Below are 17409 nucleotides of genomic sequence, written 5' to 3'. Positions count from 1 at the left end.
ATACGGTAGGTAAAAATACGAGCAAGATACAAAATTACATTAAGCAGCAACTAGAGCAGGATAAAATGGGAGAGCAATTGTCGATCCCGTATTCAGGTAGCCCGTTTACGGGCCGCAGGAAGTAGTCATATGCAAATGTCAGATCACTACGCGCCTGCTAGGGCGCTGCTAGTAGGAGAGCCTTATAGGCGCATATGAAAAACCACCGGCTATGCCGGTGGATACTTTTTTTATATTGAAAATTTTTAGAGATGCGATCGATGGTACTGTTTGGCAATCTGGTTGCTGACATTTGCCAGAGGCAATTGCATCGTAATATAGAATAATCTCTTTTTCTCTTGCGCATCTAGTGGTATCTTCTATTTGTAATATTATAACATTCCCCCCCTGTATTCACGGGGGACGCGAGTGCGAAATGTTTTGATTGTTATCAATATAGAAATATCTGAGTAGAGAGTACTGATATGGCGGATGTCCGAGCCAGAGTGGATTTAAAAGTTGGAGCAAAAAGTGATATTGATGCTGAGATCCTCTCTTTTAACGGTTTGAATACAGATAAAGAACACGTTGCTTTGATTTTTAAATCTGCAGACTTAAATCAAGAAATTCCTTTAGTGAGGATGCATTCAGAGTGTCTGACAGGGGATGTTTTCCACTCATCAAGATGCGACTGTGGTGAACAACTAGAAGAAACGATTACGAAAATGGGAGAGGCTGGTGGAATCATCCTTTACCTTCGTCAGGAAGGGCGAGGGATTGGTTTGTATAATAAAATTGATGCATATCGACTTCAAAGTCAGGGGTTGAATACCTACGAAGCAAACCGGAAACTTGGTTTTGAGGATGACCTCAGAGAGTTTTCTGAAGCGGCTCAAATGCTGCAGGCGCTGAATATCACTAAAATTCGTCTGGTGACTAATAATCCGAAGAAAGTTAATGACTTAAAAGCACACGGTATTGAAATTGTTGAGATTGTCCATACCGCGGCTCATATTAAAGCGGGTAATGCCAATTATCTGAAAGCCAAAGTCAGTTATGGTAAGCATAAACTTTCGTTGTAAGTGGCACCATTGAACTGATTGTCATCCCACTCGTCCCCTCAATGTTTGTATATGCTGTGATGTGGTTCCCTGTAGTGGAAATGTTGCCTCTGTATTCATGACGTAAAGTAAGAGCACTTCTCAAGCTTTCGTTTGTTATGAATGCGGAAGGCAATTGAATGGACGATTCGTGGCTTAGCCGATCCTTGTCAAACTTATTCTGGAGTGTCATAGTTCACTGAAATTTGGTTTCATAAGGAAAAATATGTCTCTTCAGTATCAAATTGTTCCGGTAACTGCTTTTGCTCAGAATTGCTCAATTGTTTGGTGTGATGAAACAATGAAAGGGATCGTGATTGACCCCGGCGGAGATGAAAAGCATCTTGCTGAAGTCATTCATGAATTAGGGGTACAAGTCGTCCATATTGTTTTAACGCACGGGCATCTCGATCATGTGGGGGGGACGCAAGCGTTGCGTCAATCTCTGGGCTCGGTCGATATTATCGGGCCTCATCAGGCTGATCGGTTTTGGCTGCAAGAACTGGAAAAGCAAAGCCAGATGTTCGGTTTTCCCCGGACAACGTCATTTGATCCCGATCAGTGGCTAAATGAGGGAGATTCAATTACTTTTGGTCAGCAAGTGTTGCAGGTTTACCACACACCGGGGCATACACCGGGCCATGTTTGCCTGTTCAGTGAGTCTGCGAAGGTTGCTTTTGTCGGTGATGTTTTGTTTCAGGGGAGCATCGGAAGAACAGATTTTCCGCAAGGCGACTTTGAGACTTTGATTCGTTCGATTAAAACCAAACTTTGGCCGTTGGGCAATGATATCACCTTTATTCCCGGACATGGGCCACAGTCCACATTCGGTCATGAACGTGCCTCCAATCCTTTTGTTGCTGATGAAATGCCACTTTATTGATGGGGGTGTTCCGGCTCTGCTGCGGCAATATAGCGCCTGGCCATCCCAATTAGTTCGTCTCCTTGAATTCCCAAATCACTCATGGGAATGAAGATATCGTATCCATGGTAATTTCTTTGATAACTCATCCGGTTTGCCAGCATCGCCAGCAAACCGGAATATAGCTGCCCCTCTGCTGATTTATATAAACTTGGATCCAGAACAATATCTTCAAATTCAGAGAGTCGGACATGATGCTGTTTCATGCCCAGATAGAGCAACCCACGCTGAGAGAGTAAAATCTCACTGATAATCCGTGGACAAATACTGTCAAGGTAAGGTGAATAGGACTTCAGGCGGATACCGACCCAAGGTAGCGGTTGATGCCAGCCATCAATATTGTAGGTACATTGATTAATATCTTGGATATTATTCCACTTGACCACCCAACCACCGCGAAAGGTATGCTGTTGGAAGTGGGTCGCTGTCAGCGTATAGCGTACCTGACTTTTACGGATGAGCCAATAGAGCAGTACCGCTGCTCCTGAGAACAGTGCTGTATAAACCAAAGCCAGAGAAAGCGTGTTTGCCGTCATGATAATAAGCAGGGCGGCTGTGGTATACGCCATCATCGTTAAGCGCACAGAGCGCTGGTGAAAATCAAATTCAAAATTCGAAAGATGAACCGTCTGCATATCTGTTCCACAATCACTTCGTTCTATGTTTTTTCCTCAATAAACTAAATTGTTGTCCATTTTTGAAGAAAGCGAATATCCAAAAGAAATAAGACTCGGGAGCGGACACTCTGAAGCTATCTGAATATAGTATCGTTAAGTATTCGGAAGATACAGGTTTCCTCTCTCATTGTTGGTTTGTTACACCTGATTTGTATGGTTTTTAAGCATTTTTTATGGGCAAACGAACTTTTCATACCAAATCATTCCTGCTGCCTATAAATTAGGGCAAAATTTTGATATAAACCGCACTTTGTTTAATGAATACTGTCTCGACAGTTGTAATGGAGAATATTCGATGAGACTAGCGCATAAGCGTAATGTGCAGAATAAGCTGCAAAAGCGTATGAAAGCCTTTGTTGTAAACCAGACTTTAAAACAGTCGTCTGAAACTAAGATGCAGGCTTCTGTTTCTTCGGGTCAGCCAAAGGTTGCGAAAATCGTCAACGAAAATCTCACCCCGAAGCAGGCTCAGGTACTGGAAATTGTCGCTCAACATGCTGATGGGATTAATCCGAAAAGTATTGGACTGGAAGCCGGCCAAGAAGAAGCAAAAGCAGCCAGCTGGGCAACAGGGGCACTGAAAAAACTTTTAGAAGACAATCTTGTTGAGAAAGTGCAACTGGCAGGGAATAAGGTGCTTTATAAACGCGCTTAACCCCCGATGTTTCCTCAAAGATCCAGTCGCGATGTGATTCCACTGGATCTTTCGGGACATCAAGAGGCGTTCGTCGTCAATTAATTATTCGTGATTCAGAATACTACCAATTTCCAGCATCGGTGCTACATCGATATTATCTGCCTTCATCATTGTCGAAAGACGCTGAATCGAAGAAAGTAGCAGAGTCTGTTCCCATTCTTCCAACTGTTGAAACTGAGAAACAAAATTATCCTGTAAAGGTTGTGGCGCTTTATGTAACAGCTCTCGACCGAATTCCGTCAGATGTGCGTGAACTTTTCTTTTGTCTTTCACGCTGCGAACACGTTTCACATAACCATTTCTTTCCAGACGATCAAGAATGGTCGTTGCAGTCGCCTGACTCATATTGGTATTACGTGAAAGTTCACGAATTGTGACTTCACCTAACTGCTCGATCGAACGCATTAAAATCAGTTGTGGCCCGGTGAGCCCCGCGATTTTGCTCAGTTTTTTCGAATGAAGGTCAATAGCTCGGATGATCTGGCGTATAGCAACCAGTACTTCTTCATGTTTTTCCAAAATCGATATCCAGACTTTGTGATTGATTACTCATATAAATAACGCGGACATTACCTTACTTATTCACAGAAGAAAAGTATTGATGTCATCGTTACTTTGCCAATTATCTTCAGAAAAGAGGTGACTGAAAGTATTTCGTTGATTTGTCCATATCATATCATGCAGGACGAGATGATAAAGGATGACATGAATGTTATGTTGTTGCAATGCAGTCGTTTGCTAGCTTATAGCATAAGATTTTTACAATAAAGTCATCTGTATAAAATATTAGTGTACAAAACAATTTTGCCAGTGAAGCACGCCATGTGTGTTGGAATTTTAATCATAAAATCCTGTATTATCTGTTTTTTGGTCTATATTTTAACCATTTGATAGCATTATCGATTTGTTTAAGATAAATTATCCTACGACCATTACGTAATTGTTTATGGCGTATTCAGATGATTTTTAGCTGATTTTCCTAGGGATAGGTAATAATAATTTGAAGGCTAAATCATAAAGAGGGGAATTATGACCAAAGGTATTGATAAATATAGTATCGACAGTACAGATTACACTGTCGGGCAGGATAATGTGCAGAAGTGGGGGTTTGATGTTCATAACCCTGTATTCGGTATTAGCGCGGGGCTGATTCTTCTGTTCCTTGTAGCAACGTTAATCACTGATCCTGAAACTGCAAAATCTGTTTTAGACGGTATCAAATGGAAAATCATCGGTAATTTTGACTGGCTATTTATTTGGGCTGGTAATATTTTTGTGATTTTCTGTTTGGTTCTTGTCGTTTCACCATTCGGTAAGATTCGTTTGGGGGGCCCGTCAGCAACGGCCGATTACTCTTATCTCTCTTGGCTGGCGATGTTATTCGCTGCCGGTATGGGGATAGGACTGATGTTCTGGAGTGTTGCTGAGCCAGTGGCCTACTATACCGGGTGGTATAAAACGCCGTTGAATGTTGCAGCATATTCTCCGGAAGCCGCGAAGCTGGCTTTGGGTGCAACTATGTTCCACTGGGGATTACATCCTTGGGCGATTTATGGCGTTGTTGCCCTGTCACTTGCATTCTTTTGTTACAATAAAGGGTTGCCGTTATCAATACGCTCAATCTTTTATCCGTTGCTCGGGGATCGCGCTTGGGGATGGCCCGGGCACTTGGTCGATATCCTTGCCGTTGTTGCAACATTATTCGGATTAGCAACATCGTTGGGGCTTGGTGCGCAACAGGCAGCGAGTGGTATTCATCATGTCTTTGGCATTGACGCCGGTATCGGGCTACAGATTATTGTGATTATTGCCGTGACGATGTTGGCCGTCGTTTCAGTGGTTCGTGGTATTGATGGTGGGGTGAAAGTCATTTCAAACATCAATATGCTCATCGCTTTCTTGCTGTTGGTTGCGGTGGGTTTGATTGGTTACGCTGTCACGTTTGACTCAATTAAAACGACGTTACTTTCGTATATCGAAAATATTGTTTCTTTGAGTAACCCGCATGGCCGTGAAGATGAAGCATGGTTCCAAGGCTGGACTGTCTTCTACTGGGCTTGGTGGATCTCATGGTCGCCATTTGTCGGTATGTTTATTGCCCGAGTCTCAAAAGGTCGTACAGTCAGAGAATTTATCACTGCGGTACTCTTTGTACCGACGCTGGTGACCGTAGTTTGGATGTCCGTATTCGGCGGTATGGCGATCGATCAAGTCGTTCAGCAAGTTGGTGAACTGGGTCATAAAGGGATTACCGAAGTTTCACTGGCAATGTTCCAGATGTTTGATGTCTTACCTTACGGTAAGGTACTGTCTTTAATCGGTGTTGTATTAGTCTTGGTATTTTTTATTACCTCTTCAGACTCCGGTTCATTGGTTATCGATAGCATTACTGCCGGTGGTAAGGTTGATGCTCCGGTTCCGCAGAGAATCTTCTGGGCTTCGATTGAGGGGGCAATTGCGATTGCATTATTGTGGATTGGCGGAACGCAAGCGATTCAGGCACTACAAGCCGGTGCCATTTCGACAGCACTGCCATTTACATTTGTCCTGCTCATGATGTGTGTCAGCTTGGTTATGGGAATGAAAACCGAGCGAATAAATTAATTGTGAGTTCGAATGTTATGAAAGAAGCCGGCGTATGCCGGCTTCTTTTTTATCGGGAATATTTTAGCCAATATATTGGTCGTGCTGGAGAAGAGATTTATATCCAAAAATCACTGATTGCCTGAGTGCGGGCATAATGATTGGCAATCTGTGCCTGAAGCAGCTCAGCGGTAGCAAGAGCGTCAAGTAGGGCATCGTGCAGTGGATAGAGTGGTAGCCCGTAACGTTCTCTCGTATTTCCCAATCGCACTGACGGTTTTTTCTTAAAACTATTCATCAGATTGAGAATACCACCGGATTGCTGAAGCAAAACTCGTTCTTCGATATTCATGGTATCTACAACCGGGAACTCAATTCCTTCTTTAATTCTCTTTTTCAGTGCTTGATCAAGGAACTGACGTTCTATCGGGTAGTAATGGACGACGATCACTTTTCCTGCCATCAGGTGCAGAATTTCATCAAGAAACTCGTTTAAATCTGGTGCATCCATGATGTCCGTATGCGTAATACCATGCACAATGATGGAAGATTCTTTCAAAGGACGACGAGGTTTTACCAGCCAATGTTTACACTGACTCAATTTAATGCGATCCAAGGTAAAAGGGACGGCTCCTATTGTCACGATTTCATCTTTGGCTGGATTCAGTCCCGTGGTTTCAAAATCAAGCGCCAGAAACTCGATTTCCTCAATCGGGGTGTCTGCATCCGGCAGTAATTGTTGATAGAAATAATTGAGAGACGGGTGCGTGACCCGTTTCTGTTTGAGTTGATATTTTTTTTGCCAGTCAATACTGGGGGCTTTCAATAATTTTTTTAGCATGTTTTTATGATGAACGTGGTGAACTGTTGGCTTTATAACGATATTTCAAAAAGTTTTGCGCATTGCTCAAAATTTGAAATGCATCTTTCAGGTTCCGTCGTTCAAAGTCCGAGAGATTTTCCGGCTCAATATTGTTATCCGGCTCAATGCGATTCTCAACATCGTAGGCTTGATGGCGTATACGCACCATTGAAATAAATTCAAGCGCATCTCGGAGGTTTTCACCACCACCTTTGGGAAGCAGACCGGATTCGATAATATCATCCAGTCGCTCAAACGAATTTTTCGCATGTGAGCCGATCGCAAGGGAATGAACCCGAATAACATCTGCCAGTGGTGCTGTTCCCCGTCGTTTCAGGTTGATCGAGTTGTTGTGTCGGCCATCTTTTTCCATCACAAAGTTTTTGAAAAATCCCAGTGGTGGTGTACGGTTTAACGCATTCCGTGCCAGACAGGCAAGGAAACGCGGGCTTCTTTGAGCACGTCTGACAATAAAGCGATTGAGTTGTTCTGCCCAACGCGTTTGTCCATAGACGCCATCCAGATCGAAAAAGATGGATGCATTCAACAAGGCTTTGGGATTCGGATCATCTATCCAATCGGAGAAGCAAGCTTCCCACTCCTGACGGGTCATCCGCCAAATCGGATTCGTAGCCATAATCCCACCGGTGCAATAGCTATAGCCGCAGCGTGCAAGAGCATCACAGACAAACTGAGAGAGTTTACTGAAATAAGCGTCATGTTTGTTCGCATCATAACGATTGTCGAGAATGATCGCGTTATCCTGATCGGTCACCACCAGTTGTTCATCCCTTCCCATTGAGCCGAGTGCCAGAAAACAGTAGGGGATTGGTGGTGGGCCATATTCCGCTTCCGCCAGCTCAATAATCCGTTGTTTAAAACTTCTGCCGATGACTGACATCGCTGTTCCGATCATATGTGCATTGGCATCTTCATTGACCAGACGAACAAAACTATCTTTCACCTGCTCGGCAATGGTAACCAAATCATCAACACTATTTTGATGGAATATACTACTGACTAATAACAGTGAGTTCTGGGACTGATAACGAACCAGATCGGTCGTTTCGAGTATCCCTAATGGTTTGTTCTCTTTCAGGATTGGTAAATGATGAATTTTGTGCCGTAACATCACCATCATCGCTTCATAAACATAAGCGTTATGATCAAGCGTCAGCAACTCGGTTGTCATTACTTCACGGATTGGGCGTTGCGGAGAAATGGCATTCGCCAGTACCCGGCTGCAAAGATCTCTGTCAGTAATGATCCCTAACTGAGGTTTGTCATCATGGCAATCCGCTGCGGGTTGTTCTGTATTTAAAATCAGCAGGGCCGAGACATTTTCTTCAGCCATTTTTTGCGCGGTTTCATGAATCGATGTTTCCGGAGAAATCCAGACAGCTTCCCCGGTTAGCAAATTTTTAACTTTGGCGGTAGAAAGATCGTTGGTTTCTACGGTGCTGGAAACAGCATGGCGCAGTCTGGTTTTATCATTCACTTCGACAAAATCAGCAAAGACTTCATAGTTATCATACAAAGACTGGAAGGTGGATTCAGGAATCCGATAAACCAATGTATCTTCAATCGCGGTGACAGGAAAAACCACTTTGTTATTAGTGAGTAATCCCATCTGCCCAAACAGGTCACCTTGTGAAAGGCGGTTATAGAGTTCACCTTTGCGTCGGTAGACTTCAACAGCGCCACTTCGGATCATAAACAATTCCTGAATTTCACCACCGTTTTGAATGATCGGTGTTCCTTTGCGGAAATAGGTGATTTCTATCTGTTGAATGATCTCTTCAAGGACTGAATCTTCAAACTCGTTGAATGGTGGATATTGGGCAAAAAATTGTTTAATTTCCAATAATTCTGTATGCATGTAGGTTTCCCTATAACGAGATAACGAGCATTTTTTATCATCATAGCAGGAAGTTACGTTTGGTTCGATGGAAGAGAATGAAATTGTTAAAAAAAAGTAAAACTATTATCTTTGAAAACGCCCGGCTATGCCGGGCTGTATAACAACATCAAGAATGACGTAATGAGGCTTTTCGTGTTTTCAGATGACTGAAAACAAGACTGAGCAGTGGGCTGATGAGTAATAACACCGCCAGTGATGTGAATGTGAAAGTAATAGGGCGTTCCCAGAGAAAACTAAGTTCGCCATCACTGATCATCAGGGCTCGCCTGAGGTTTTCTTCCATAAGCCCGCCGAGAATAAATCCAAGTAATAAGGGCGCCAGTGGGAAATTCGCAAGTCGCAGCAGGATGGCACCGATCGCGATCAAAATCATGATGAAAACATCCATCGTGTTGAATGATACGAGATAGACACCGGTAATAGAGAAAAACAGAATCATCGGCAGTAGTACAGTTCTCGGGACGGCAAGTAAGCGTGAAATATAAGGAATCAGTGGCAGATTCAGAATAATCAGTACGATATTGCCAAAATACATAGAAATGATCACAGACCAGAATACATCCGGATGCTCAACAAACAAGCGCGGCCCTGGCTGAATACCATAAGCAATCAATGCACCCAGCATGATTGCAGTTGTACCTGAACCGGGAATACCGAGCGTCAGTAATGGCACGAATGAACCACTGGAAGAGGCATTGTTAGCCGATTCCGGAGCAACGAGCCCACGGAGCGAACCATGGCCAAATAAATCGCGCTTTTCTTTCGGAGCCAGATTCCGTTCCATACCATAGCTGAGGAATGCAGCGATGGTTGCACCGGCACCGGGCAAAACTCCGGTAAAGAAGCCAAGAATAGAAGAGCGAATAGCAACTGGCGCTGCTTCTTTAAACTCTTCTTTATTGATCTTCATACTGCCCAGTTCACTCATTTTCTGAGTTTCAGTCTGACTCGAATCAGTATCTGGTTTCAGGATTCCCATTAAGGTTTCACCTAAAGCAAATGTTGCCATCGCCAGCATCAAAAAGCTAAATCCGTCCATCAGATCGGTTAAACCAAAGGTAAATCGCTCAACGCCAATACCTTTATCGATTCCAACGGTAGAGAGCATCAGTCCTAATACGGTCATCATCCATGCTTTCAATACTTGTCCTTTGCCGGCAAAAGCAGCCACAGCAGAGAGACCGACTAACATTAGTGCAAAATAATCGGCTGACTGGAAACTGAGTGAAACAGTGGCGAGTGCCGGTGCTGCAAATAGCAACATGATTGCGGAGAGAGTCCCGCCCGTAAAAGAAGAGTAGGCCGCCAGTGCGAGAGCTTTGCCCGCTTGCCCTTTCTGAGCCATCGGATAGCCGTCAAAAGCGGTCACGACAGTTGATGAGCAACCCGGTGCATTGATCAAGATCGATGAGGTTGAGCCCCCGAATATTGCCCCGTAGTAGACGCCCGCCATCAAAATCAGCCCGGAAGAGGGTTCTAATCCATAAGTAATCGGGATCATCAACGCAATTGCTGAAATTGGCCCCAATCCCGGTAGCATACCGATAAATGTGCCGACAAAGCAGCCGACGACAACCATCATCAGGTTCATCGGCAGGACTGCTGTGCTGAGTCCCTGAAGAATTCCATCTAACATTGCAGTCTCCTTACCAGATGGTGAAAATGACACCGGGTTCCAGATAGATATCCAGACCTTGGGTCAGCAACAGATAAAAGCTTAAGACAAAGGGGAATGACGCCCCGAACAGCACTTTTTTACGTCGTTCACCTAACAGATAAAACCCGACAGCCAGAAAGAGCGTTGTGGCGATCACAAATCCGACATAGGTCAGCCCGATGCCATAAAGTGTCATTAACAGCAGGAATTTGATCAGCAATTTCCAGTTGAAGTAGAGGACGGCACCACTTTTTTCATCGGGTTGTCCGGTGACGAGCAGCGCAACGGACAGAATGATGCCGATGTAAGTGAGCAAGATCGGTAATGTTCTGGCGGTGAAGGGTTCGTATTCATCTCCGGGAAACAGTGGAATATTAAAGGTTTGGTAACCATAGACCAGACAAAATACGAGAAAGATTAATGCGCCGACTCTGTCCCGACATAACAAATTTTCACTTGAGAGCAGTGAGTTCATTTTAGTAGACATTATCCTACTCCATTGGATATGAGGGGGTCATATACAGGCTGCCTGGACGGGGGAATCGCAACAAAGGATTCAGCAAAAACCTGTATATGACAGTTGGTATTCCGGTTGCAGGAAAGTTATTGGATAAAACCTAATTCACGCATCAGGGTTCCCATCTGCTTTTCCTGTTTTTCAAGAAATGCATTGAATTCTGGCGCGGGTTTATAGTTATCAACCCAACCGTTGCGATCCCGAAGTGTTTTCCATTCCGGGGTCTGGTACATTTTTTCCAGCACGTTGTCCCACTCCGCGACTTTTTCTTTGCTGACTCCCGGCGCTGCAAAGAAACCACGCCAGTTAGCAAAAACCGTTGAGTTGCCATATTCGGTTAACGTCGGAATCTGGGGAGCTGAAGGTAACCGTTCAGGTGCAGTGACAGCTATAATTCGGATTTGTCCTGCTTTTGACATTTCCAGTACTTCACCTAAACCGGTTGAGAGGAGTTGTGTTTCTCCCGATAGTAGGGCGGCCATTGCTTTACCCCCGCCATCATATGCGATGTAACGAACCGCTCTCGGGTCGAAATTTTCATTCTTGAATGCCTCTGCAACGACCAGATGATCGGTACTTCCCCGGGCTGAACCCCCTGCAATCTTGACTTTCCGTGGATTGTCTTGGAAGTCGGCAACGATATCTTTCCACGTTTTATATTTTGAGTCGGCACGCACAACAATGGCACTGTAATCAGACACAATGGAAGCGACAGGGGTCATATCTCGAAACGACTGAGGGAAAACACCGGAAAGGGAGCGGACGACGATGGGGCTGGAGTTAACCATCAGGGTATCTTGCTGGCGGTCTGCGGTTTCAATCAGATGAGCGATTGCTTTTCCGCCACCGCCACCGGACATATTTTGAAAAGAGACGTTATCAATGAGTTTGGATTTGTACAGTACATCACCTGTGCCTCGTGCGGTCATGTCCCAGCCACCACCGGCACCACCGGGAACCAGAAAGTGGATTTCTTCAATATTTGCTGCGAGTGCGTTGATGGAAAAGCCAGCGGTGAGCATGGATATGATCAGGCGGGTTTTCAGTTGCTTCATAATTCACGTTCCTTTTGCAGTGTGCAATTGATGCTTTATTCGCTTTATTGTTTGTATTGATGGATCACTTCATTCGCGATTGCATGACAAAAGTTATACAAATGTTAATTATTTGTCCTGTTTATGGTGATAAAAGAGAATAAAGAGCATTAAATATATTTTGTTCATATTGGTCATGATGCGTAATGCGTTGAATCAATCACAGTTATTGGTCTTATTCCTCTTAACAATGTTAGATAAGTGTTAATGTACGGCTTCTTTTCCGGAGGTACATATGACATGGAATGAGATTAGTTTCCGTAAACGGATGTTGATCATCATGACGTTTTCAGGGCTCGTTGAGTTACTGATTCTGGCATTGGCCGGTTTTTCCTATATTCGCCATCAGCAAGAAGAAGACATGGGGCAGAAGGCATTGCGCGTCGCTAAATTCTTGTCTGAATCCCCGGCCGTCATTGAAATGATTCGTCAGGAAGATACCAGCCAGCAACAATATTATCGCGATCTGACTTATATGATTGGTGCTGCATTTATCGTCATCGGCAATCGCCAGGGGATTCGACTGGTTCACCCTTTGAATCAGCGGATTGGTCTGCCGATGGTTGGCGGAGATAATCAGCAAGCCCTGCGGGAAGGCCGGTCTTATATCTCCTTTGCGCACGGTTCTTTAGGCCGTTCTGTACGGGGGAAATCCGCTGTCGTTGACGCTTCCGGTCATATTATTGGTGTGGTGTCAGTTGGCTATCTGATTGAACGGTTACAAGATAGGGTTGAACCTTATCTGCATTATCTATTGATTATTGTGGTGCTGGTAGTGATTGTAAATGGACTCATCTCCGGCTACATCTCCCGACGTTTTCAAAAAGCAATTTTAGGTTTTGAGCCTGAAGAGATCGGCCGTCTCTACGGAGAGCTCGATGTCACGATGAGTACATTAAAAGAAGGCATTTTGAGTATTGATGAAAAGGGGTACCTTCGTTCGATCAACCGGAGTGCCTGCAAAATTCTCGGGATTGATAAAAGCAAGGCGCTGAATCGTTTATTAACTGATTCGCTACATGACAGCAATCTCTACACCTTGTTGGAAACCGGGCGAACCGATAGTGATATTGAGTTGTATCTCAATCATCAATGGCTGATTGCTAACCGAAGCCCGATTGTTGTCGACGGGCGTGTCGTCGGTGCCGTTGCCAGTTTCCGGCTGCGTGATGAAATCAACGACTTAACCGAGCAACTTTCCCAAACGAAAGCTTATGCGGAGTTATTGCGTTCGCAGACGCATGAACATAGAAATAAGCTAAATACGATCAGCGGGTTAGTTCAAATGGGAGAACTGGAAGCCGTTCAACAGCTGATTGGTCAGGAGACCGAACATTATCAGGCATTGATCGAATTTTTGCGCGGTGCGATTAAAGATCCATTGATCGCAGGTATGTTGCTGGGTAAAAGTGAACGGGCACGGGAATTATCGCTAGAGCTTCGGGTTGAAGAAGGGACAAAACTGGATGCCTTACCTGAGCACCTCCATGCTGAAGATGTTGTGACCATACTGGGCAATTTAATTGACAATGCCTTTGAAGCGGTATTGACATCGGTACGGCAAATTAAACATATTGCGTATGAACGACGTATTATTGATGTTTCGATCAGTGATTATGGGAATGAAATCATTCTGGAAGTTGATGATCAAGGATGTGGTCTGCCGGATGGGGTCAGTGTTGATATACTGACAGAAAGAGGCGTATCAAGTAAAAGCCATCAGGGGCGAGGTGTCGGGCTGTTTCTGGTGCAACAGTTGACAGACAGATACCACGGGCAGTTGGATATGTTCGATAAGAAAGGAAATGGTACAAGAATGACGGTTTATTTGCCCAAGGAACCATTGATATGAATACCAGAGTCATGATTATTGAGGATGATCTGGTGATTGCTCAGCTTCATCAGCGTTATTTAGAACAGATCGGTGGGTTTGACGTTGTCGGCATTGCAACCAATAAACTTGAGGCTGAGATGCAATTGTCATTGCTTGAACCGGACCTGATACTTCTGGATGTTTACCTGCCGGATGGTACCGGGCTGGATATTTTGCAGCAGTCGAGAAACAATCAAGATCAGTGTGATGTCATTTTGATCACAGCAGCGAGAGATGTCGGAACATTACAGCAGGCAATGCGTTATGGCGTGGTTGATTATTTACTGAAACCGGTGGTGTTCTCCCGTCTTGAGTCAGCCATGCAAAAGTACCAGCTGTTACGACAACAGTTAACGGAAGCGGGCGGCCTTGATCAGGGGCTAGTGGATAAAATGCTTTCCAGTTCAGCCGTCGTATCAACAACAAATGTGGAGAAACTCCCGAAAGGTATTGATGCTGTGACTTTAGATAAAATCCGCAAGCTTTTTCAAGATAATGTTTCGCTGACTGCGGATGAGGCCGGAGAACAGATCGGAGCAAGCCGAACGACTGCCAGACGTTATCTGGAGTATTTGAATGGTACCGGAGAACTCATCTCAGATGTCAATTATGGAACGGTTGGTCGTCCTGAACGTTGCTATCAACGTAAAGGGTAAAATGAAGATGACAAAAATTCAGTGGGCCTATGACCCACTGAGTGTATCGATAATTTTATGAGGACGTCCGGGGGTTAAGTTGCAGGGGAGAGCTGCGTTAAAAAATGATCAATGTGCTGTCGAACCTCTGCCGGTGTCGCAGCCCGTCTCATCTGTTCCATTGAAGGCAGCTGATTATTCTGGAAATATTCGGCTGAAACAAAGGCATCGCTGGCGTGATAGCGTAATGTATCTTGATCGGCTGAGCCGTCGCCAACAATGATAAACTTCCCGGTCGTTCTATTCTGACGTTTCCACTGCTCGATCACCTGTACTTTTCCTTTTGAAGAAAGTAATGGCGAAGGGCGAATACTAAGTACTCTGTTTCCCAGCCAGATAAAGCGGTTTGCGGTGAGTTGCTCATATTGAACCTCCCATGCATCTAATAAAGGTGCAATCCATTCAGTATACCCTCCGGAAATAACATGCAGTTTGACACCTCTGTCGTTCAGCGAGCGAAATGTTTCTTTCAATACGGGATCCAGAGCATCCACCCGGCTTGCGACATACTGTTCGATAGTTTGTTTGCTAACAAACATCGCAGTTCTGAGCATGATCAGCTTTTCTTGCCAAGTCGCACGACCGGCAAACGCTCGAGGTGCAATTTCTGCCAGATATCGCATTGTTTCATGACCGTTTGGCTTCTGACTCAATGCAATTTTCAATACTTCTACCGTACTCTCTTCCGGCAGTAATGTATTATCAAAATCAAAAATGACATTCATGGCTGTTTTAACTGCGCTTTGTAACTATATTTATCGTCTCTGGTCCAGCGGGTGGCCGGTATCTTGAGATAATCGGCAATTGCCTGTTGGACTGTGTCTGCAAATGTTTGCGGTGATTGCTCCTTGGAGTAGTGAAGTTTATCCAGATAAGTCACTTCAAAGTGGATATAGGGCATCATGAGAATCGTCATGAAGCGAATATATCCCGGCGACATCATCGGACTTGGAGATAATCCAAAAGGAAGCCTGACTTTTAAAGCGACCGGTACCACAGGCTGTCCGCGAATCATAAATTCAGGACGGAAACGGAACAGAGCCTGACCGTTATTCAGTGTGGCTTCCGGGGTAATGTATAACGCGTGATTTTCCGGTGCTTTATTCCACTCACGGAAACACTGGACTAACTGCCGTTGGTTTTTGACGAGCCAATAGCTAGAGTTCGAACCTTTGAATAAGATATAGCCGACAAATTTCCCCAGAGGACTATCTGCTTTATCAATCATCAGTGTCGCATGTGGCATAGCCAAACCCGGAATATGGTCAAAAATACTGACGTGAGTGGATGCAACAACACATCCGGCAGTATGCTGACCTACAGCTTCCGGTGACATATTACAGTGGACGCGAATCCCCAGTAGACGAATAAATACTCGGTATACCGATTTTCTTTTTTCATGAGGAAAGAGCGGAAACACGAGTCCGTAAGCACCAATGAGCACCAGACGTGACAGCAATAATAAAAAGCCGAATGGCATATACATGACTGTCAGGACTGAAAAATGGTGCCACAATTTCACATCACATAATGTCGAGATAGGGACATCTTGACATAACGTTGGTTGCTCAAGATTTTGCATGTACTGTTTCCCGTGCTTCTTGTTTTTGAATGTACTGATGTAATTTTTGAGCGGTACTTTCGTTTTTGTCTCGGACTTTGAAGAAGTTATCCCGATCGTAGTCAATTTTCAGATGGTCACCGAATTGGGTGGATACAACTCGGCACTGATCACGGTCAAGATTGAGATATTTCAGGTTCATCTGAATGGCACGAGTGTGTTTGATGTTTGTGAGTGTATAAACTGATGTGAACCCCAGTACATCAAAAGCCCAACACAATGCTGTATGGCCTGCCAGATATGTCCAAGGCGTTCCCCAGTACTTTGGTAAATAGCGCATACCGAAGTTAATCCCGAACTGCTTCTCTTCAAATCCTGCATAGCCCATAAAAGGTGCACCGGGGCCTTGAGAAACAACCCAGCGAGCCCATCCTTTCTGTTCCTGATTCTGTCTGAATCGTTCAACTTCATCTTTGATGATGTCGATGGTTCTTGCATGCCCGGAAGAAATAAACTTCATATTTTCTTCATCGGAAGCCAGTGTTGCATACCCCTGAATATCTTCATCATTCCACTTGCGCAGCGTGATGCCATATTTGCTACATATAACGTTATTCATATCTACCTACCGCCAAACTTCAGTTGTTCAATTGTTTATCATCGTCACATTTTTCAATGTGATTCCTATGGGAGTGACACTTGCTCAAGTGGGTTACCCAATTTGATGCTTCTACATCTCGTTCTAATACTTTTATTTTTTGTCCGTCTGTTGATCCACATAACCGGAAACAGAAGGCAAGGTTGTGAACTCTCGGTAAGGAGCTGAACTCTCTTTGTATGTTTTTAAACATATTTATTACATCATTATTGTTATTGATATATGAATATCTAAATTTATTCAACTGGTCACTATGTAATAAAGTGCATAATGAAGCATAAAAGTGACGGTTAAACTTTAATCAGATGAATGGTGCTTAGTTAAAACATTCCCTTTTTGAATTATCCATATAAATTTAAGTTATTTGCTCTTGGTTTTAATGTAAATAGTTGCTTATCGTCATAATTATCAAAAGAGGGAGAAGTGATCTTGATACGGCTAGTCAATCGCTAGGAAGGAAGAGGCGTAGTGGATAAAATATAAAATAAAATAAAATCATCTAAAAAAATAAAAAATATGCTCTACAGTCTCTAATATGAGAAATTTTTCTTAATTTTTCTTTTGTGAGAATTACTCTGTTGGATAGGATTATATAAGAATGTTAGCGCTTTCA

General features: G+C 44.0%; 16 protein-coding genes and 1 pseudogene. 7 read left to right on the top strand and 10 right to left on the bottom strand.

The window, feature by feature from the left end; genetic code table 11:
- From VR7878_RS09125 to VR7878_RS09115, 3 genes and pseudogenes are all read left to right on the top strand, one after another.
- A pseudogene (locus tag VR7878_RS09125) lies at positions 1-125 on the top strand (IS200/IS605 family transposase); the annotation flags it as partial.
- Positions 126-464: 339 nt separating this feature from the next.
- Entirely contained in the window at positions 465-1061 is a 597-nt protein-coding gene (locus tag VR7878_RS09120; protein ID WP_077335464.1) for a GTP cyclohydrolase II, read from the top strand.
- A gap of 244 nt (positions 1062-1305) precedes the next feature.
- Positions 1306-1962, top strand: a complete 657-nt coding sequence (locus VR7878_RS09115; RefSeq protein WP_077335462.1) for an MBL fold metallo-hydrolase — start codon at positions 1306-1308, stop codon at positions 1960-1962.
- Here VR7878_RS09115 and VR7878_RS09110 read toward each other — a convergent pair.
- The gene (locus tag VR7878_RS09110) at positions 1956-2636 is read right to left on the bottom strand and encodes a DUF2982 domain-containing protein (protein WP_077335460.1); all 681 of its coding nucleotides are present in this window, start codon (positions 2634-2636) and stop codon (positions 1956-1958) included. The two genes, VR7878_RS09115 and VR7878_RS09110, sit on opposite strands and share 7 nt — an antisense overlap.
- A gap of 337 nt (positions 2637-2973) precedes the next feature.
- On the opposite strand from VR7878_RS09110, the gene VR7878_RS09105 reads away from it, so the two are divergent.
- On the top strand, positions 2974-3333 hold the full coding sequence (locus VR7878_RS09105; RefSeq protein WP_077335458.1) for a MarR family transcriptional regulator: 360 nt from the start codon (positions 2974-2976) through the stop codon (positions 3331-3333).
- 84 nt (positions 3334-3417) lie between these two features.
- On the opposite strand, the gene VR7878_RS09100 is transcribed toward VR7878_RS09105, so the two are convergent.
- Positions 3418-3894 carry a MarR family winged helix-turn-helix transcriptional regulator gene (locus VR7878_RS09100; RefSeq protein ID WP_077335456.1) on the bottom strand — a complete coding sequence of 159 codons (477 nt, stop codon included), beginning with the start codon at positions 3892-3894 and terminating at the stop codon, positions 3418-3420.
- A 510-nt stretch (positions 3895-4404) separates the two neighbouring features.
- On the opposite strand from VR7878_RS09100, the gene VR7878_RS09095 reads away from it, so the two are divergent.
- Positions 4405-5979 (top strand): BCCT family transporter, encoded by a 1575-nt coding sequence (locus tag VR7878_RS09095; protein WP_077335454.1) that lies wholly within the window; start codon positions 4405-4407, stop codon positions 5977-5979.
- 97 nt (positions 5980-6076) lie between these two features.
- Here VR7878_RS09095 and VR7878_RS09090 read toward each other — a convergent pair whose 3' ends face one another.
- The 5 genes from VR7878_RS09090 to VR7878_RS09070 form a co-directional block, all read right to left on the bottom strand.
- Positions 6077-6799 (bottom strand): 3'-5' exonuclease, encoded by a 723-nt coding sequence (locus tag VR7878_RS09090; RefSeq protein WP_077335453.1) that lies wholly within the window; start codon positions 6797-6799, stop codon positions 6077-6079.
- Positions 6800-6803: 4 nt separating this feature from the next.
- On the bottom strand, positions 6804-8699 hold the full coding sequence (locus VR7878_RS09085; RefSeq protein WP_077335451.1) for a DUF294 nucleotidyltransferase-like domain-containing protein: 1896 nt from the start codon (positions 8697-8699) through the stop codon (positions 6804-6806).
- A gap of 148 nt (positions 8700-8847) precedes the next feature.
- Positions 8848-10377, bottom strand: coding sequence for a tripartite tricarboxylate transporter permease (locus VR7878_RS09080; RefSeq protein ID WP_077335449.1), 1530 nt, complete (start codon positions 10375-10377; stop codon positions 8848-8850).
- 10 nt (positions 10378-10387) lie between these two features.
- Entirely contained in the window at positions 10388-10885 is a 498-nt protein-coding gene (locus VR7878_RS09075) for a tripartite tricarboxylate transporter TctB family protein (RefSeq protein ID WP_077335447.1), read from the bottom strand.
- 116 nt (positions 10886-11001) lie between these two features.
- Entirely contained in the window at positions 11002-11973 is a 972-nt protein-coding gene (locus tag VR7878_RS09070) for a tripartite tricarboxylate transporter substrate binding protein (protein ID WP_077335445.1), read from the bottom strand.
- A 271-nt stretch (positions 11974-12244) separates the two neighbouring features.
- Between VR7878_RS09070 and VR7878_RS09065 the strand changes: the two genes are divergently transcribed.
- Entirely contained in the window at positions 12245-13861 is a 1617-nt protein-coding gene (locus VR7878_RS09065; RefSeq protein WP_077335443.1) for an ATP-binding protein, read from the top strand.
- The gene (locus VR7878_RS09060) at positions 13858-14538 is read left to right on the top strand and encodes a response regulator (protein ID WP_077335441.1); all 681 of its coding nucleotides are present in this window, start codon (positions 13858-13860) and stop codon (positions 14536-14538) included. The genes VR7878_RS09065 and VR7878_RS09060 overlap by 4 nt, the downstream gene beginning before the upstream one ends.
- A 74-nt stretch (positions 14539-14612) precedes the next feature.
- Here VR7878_RS09060 and VR7878_RS09055 read toward each other — a convergent pair whose 3' ends face one another.
- Genes VR7878_RS09055 through VR7878_RS09045 form a run of 3 tightly spaced genes read right to left on the bottom strand, consistent with a single transcriptional unit; the run spans position 14613 to position 16757 of the window.
- Positions 14613-15302, bottom strand: a complete 690-nt coding sequence (locus tag VR7878_RS09055) for an HAD-IB family phosphatase (RefSeq protein WP_077335439.1) — start codon at positions 15300-15302, stop codon at positions 14613-14615.
- A complete protein-coding gene (locus tag VR7878_RS09050) occupies positions 15299-16159 on the bottom strand; it encodes a lysophospholipid acyltransferase family protein (protein WP_077335437.1) in 861 nt (286 codons plus the stop codon). The genes VR7878_RS09055 and VR7878_RS09050 overlap by 4 nt, the downstream gene beginning before the upstream one ends.
- Entirely contained in the window at positions 16146-16757 is a 612-nt protein-coding gene (locus VR7878_RS09045; protein WP_077335435.1) for a GNAT family N-acetyltransferase, read from the bottom strand. Before VR7878_RS09045 ends, VR7878_RS09050 begins: the two co-directional genes overlap by 14 nt.
- Positions 16758-17409: the final 652 nt, after the last annotated feature.

It is taken from the genome of Vibrio ruber DSM 16370 (assembly GCF_900163965.1).
Classification (GTDB): Bacteria; Pseudomonadota; Gammaproteobacteria; order Enterobacterales; family Vibrionaceae; genus Vibrio; species Vibrio ruber.
The sequence above is the reverse complement of the archived record's forward strand: the minus strand, read 5'-3'. Positions and strand labels throughout refer to the sequence as shown.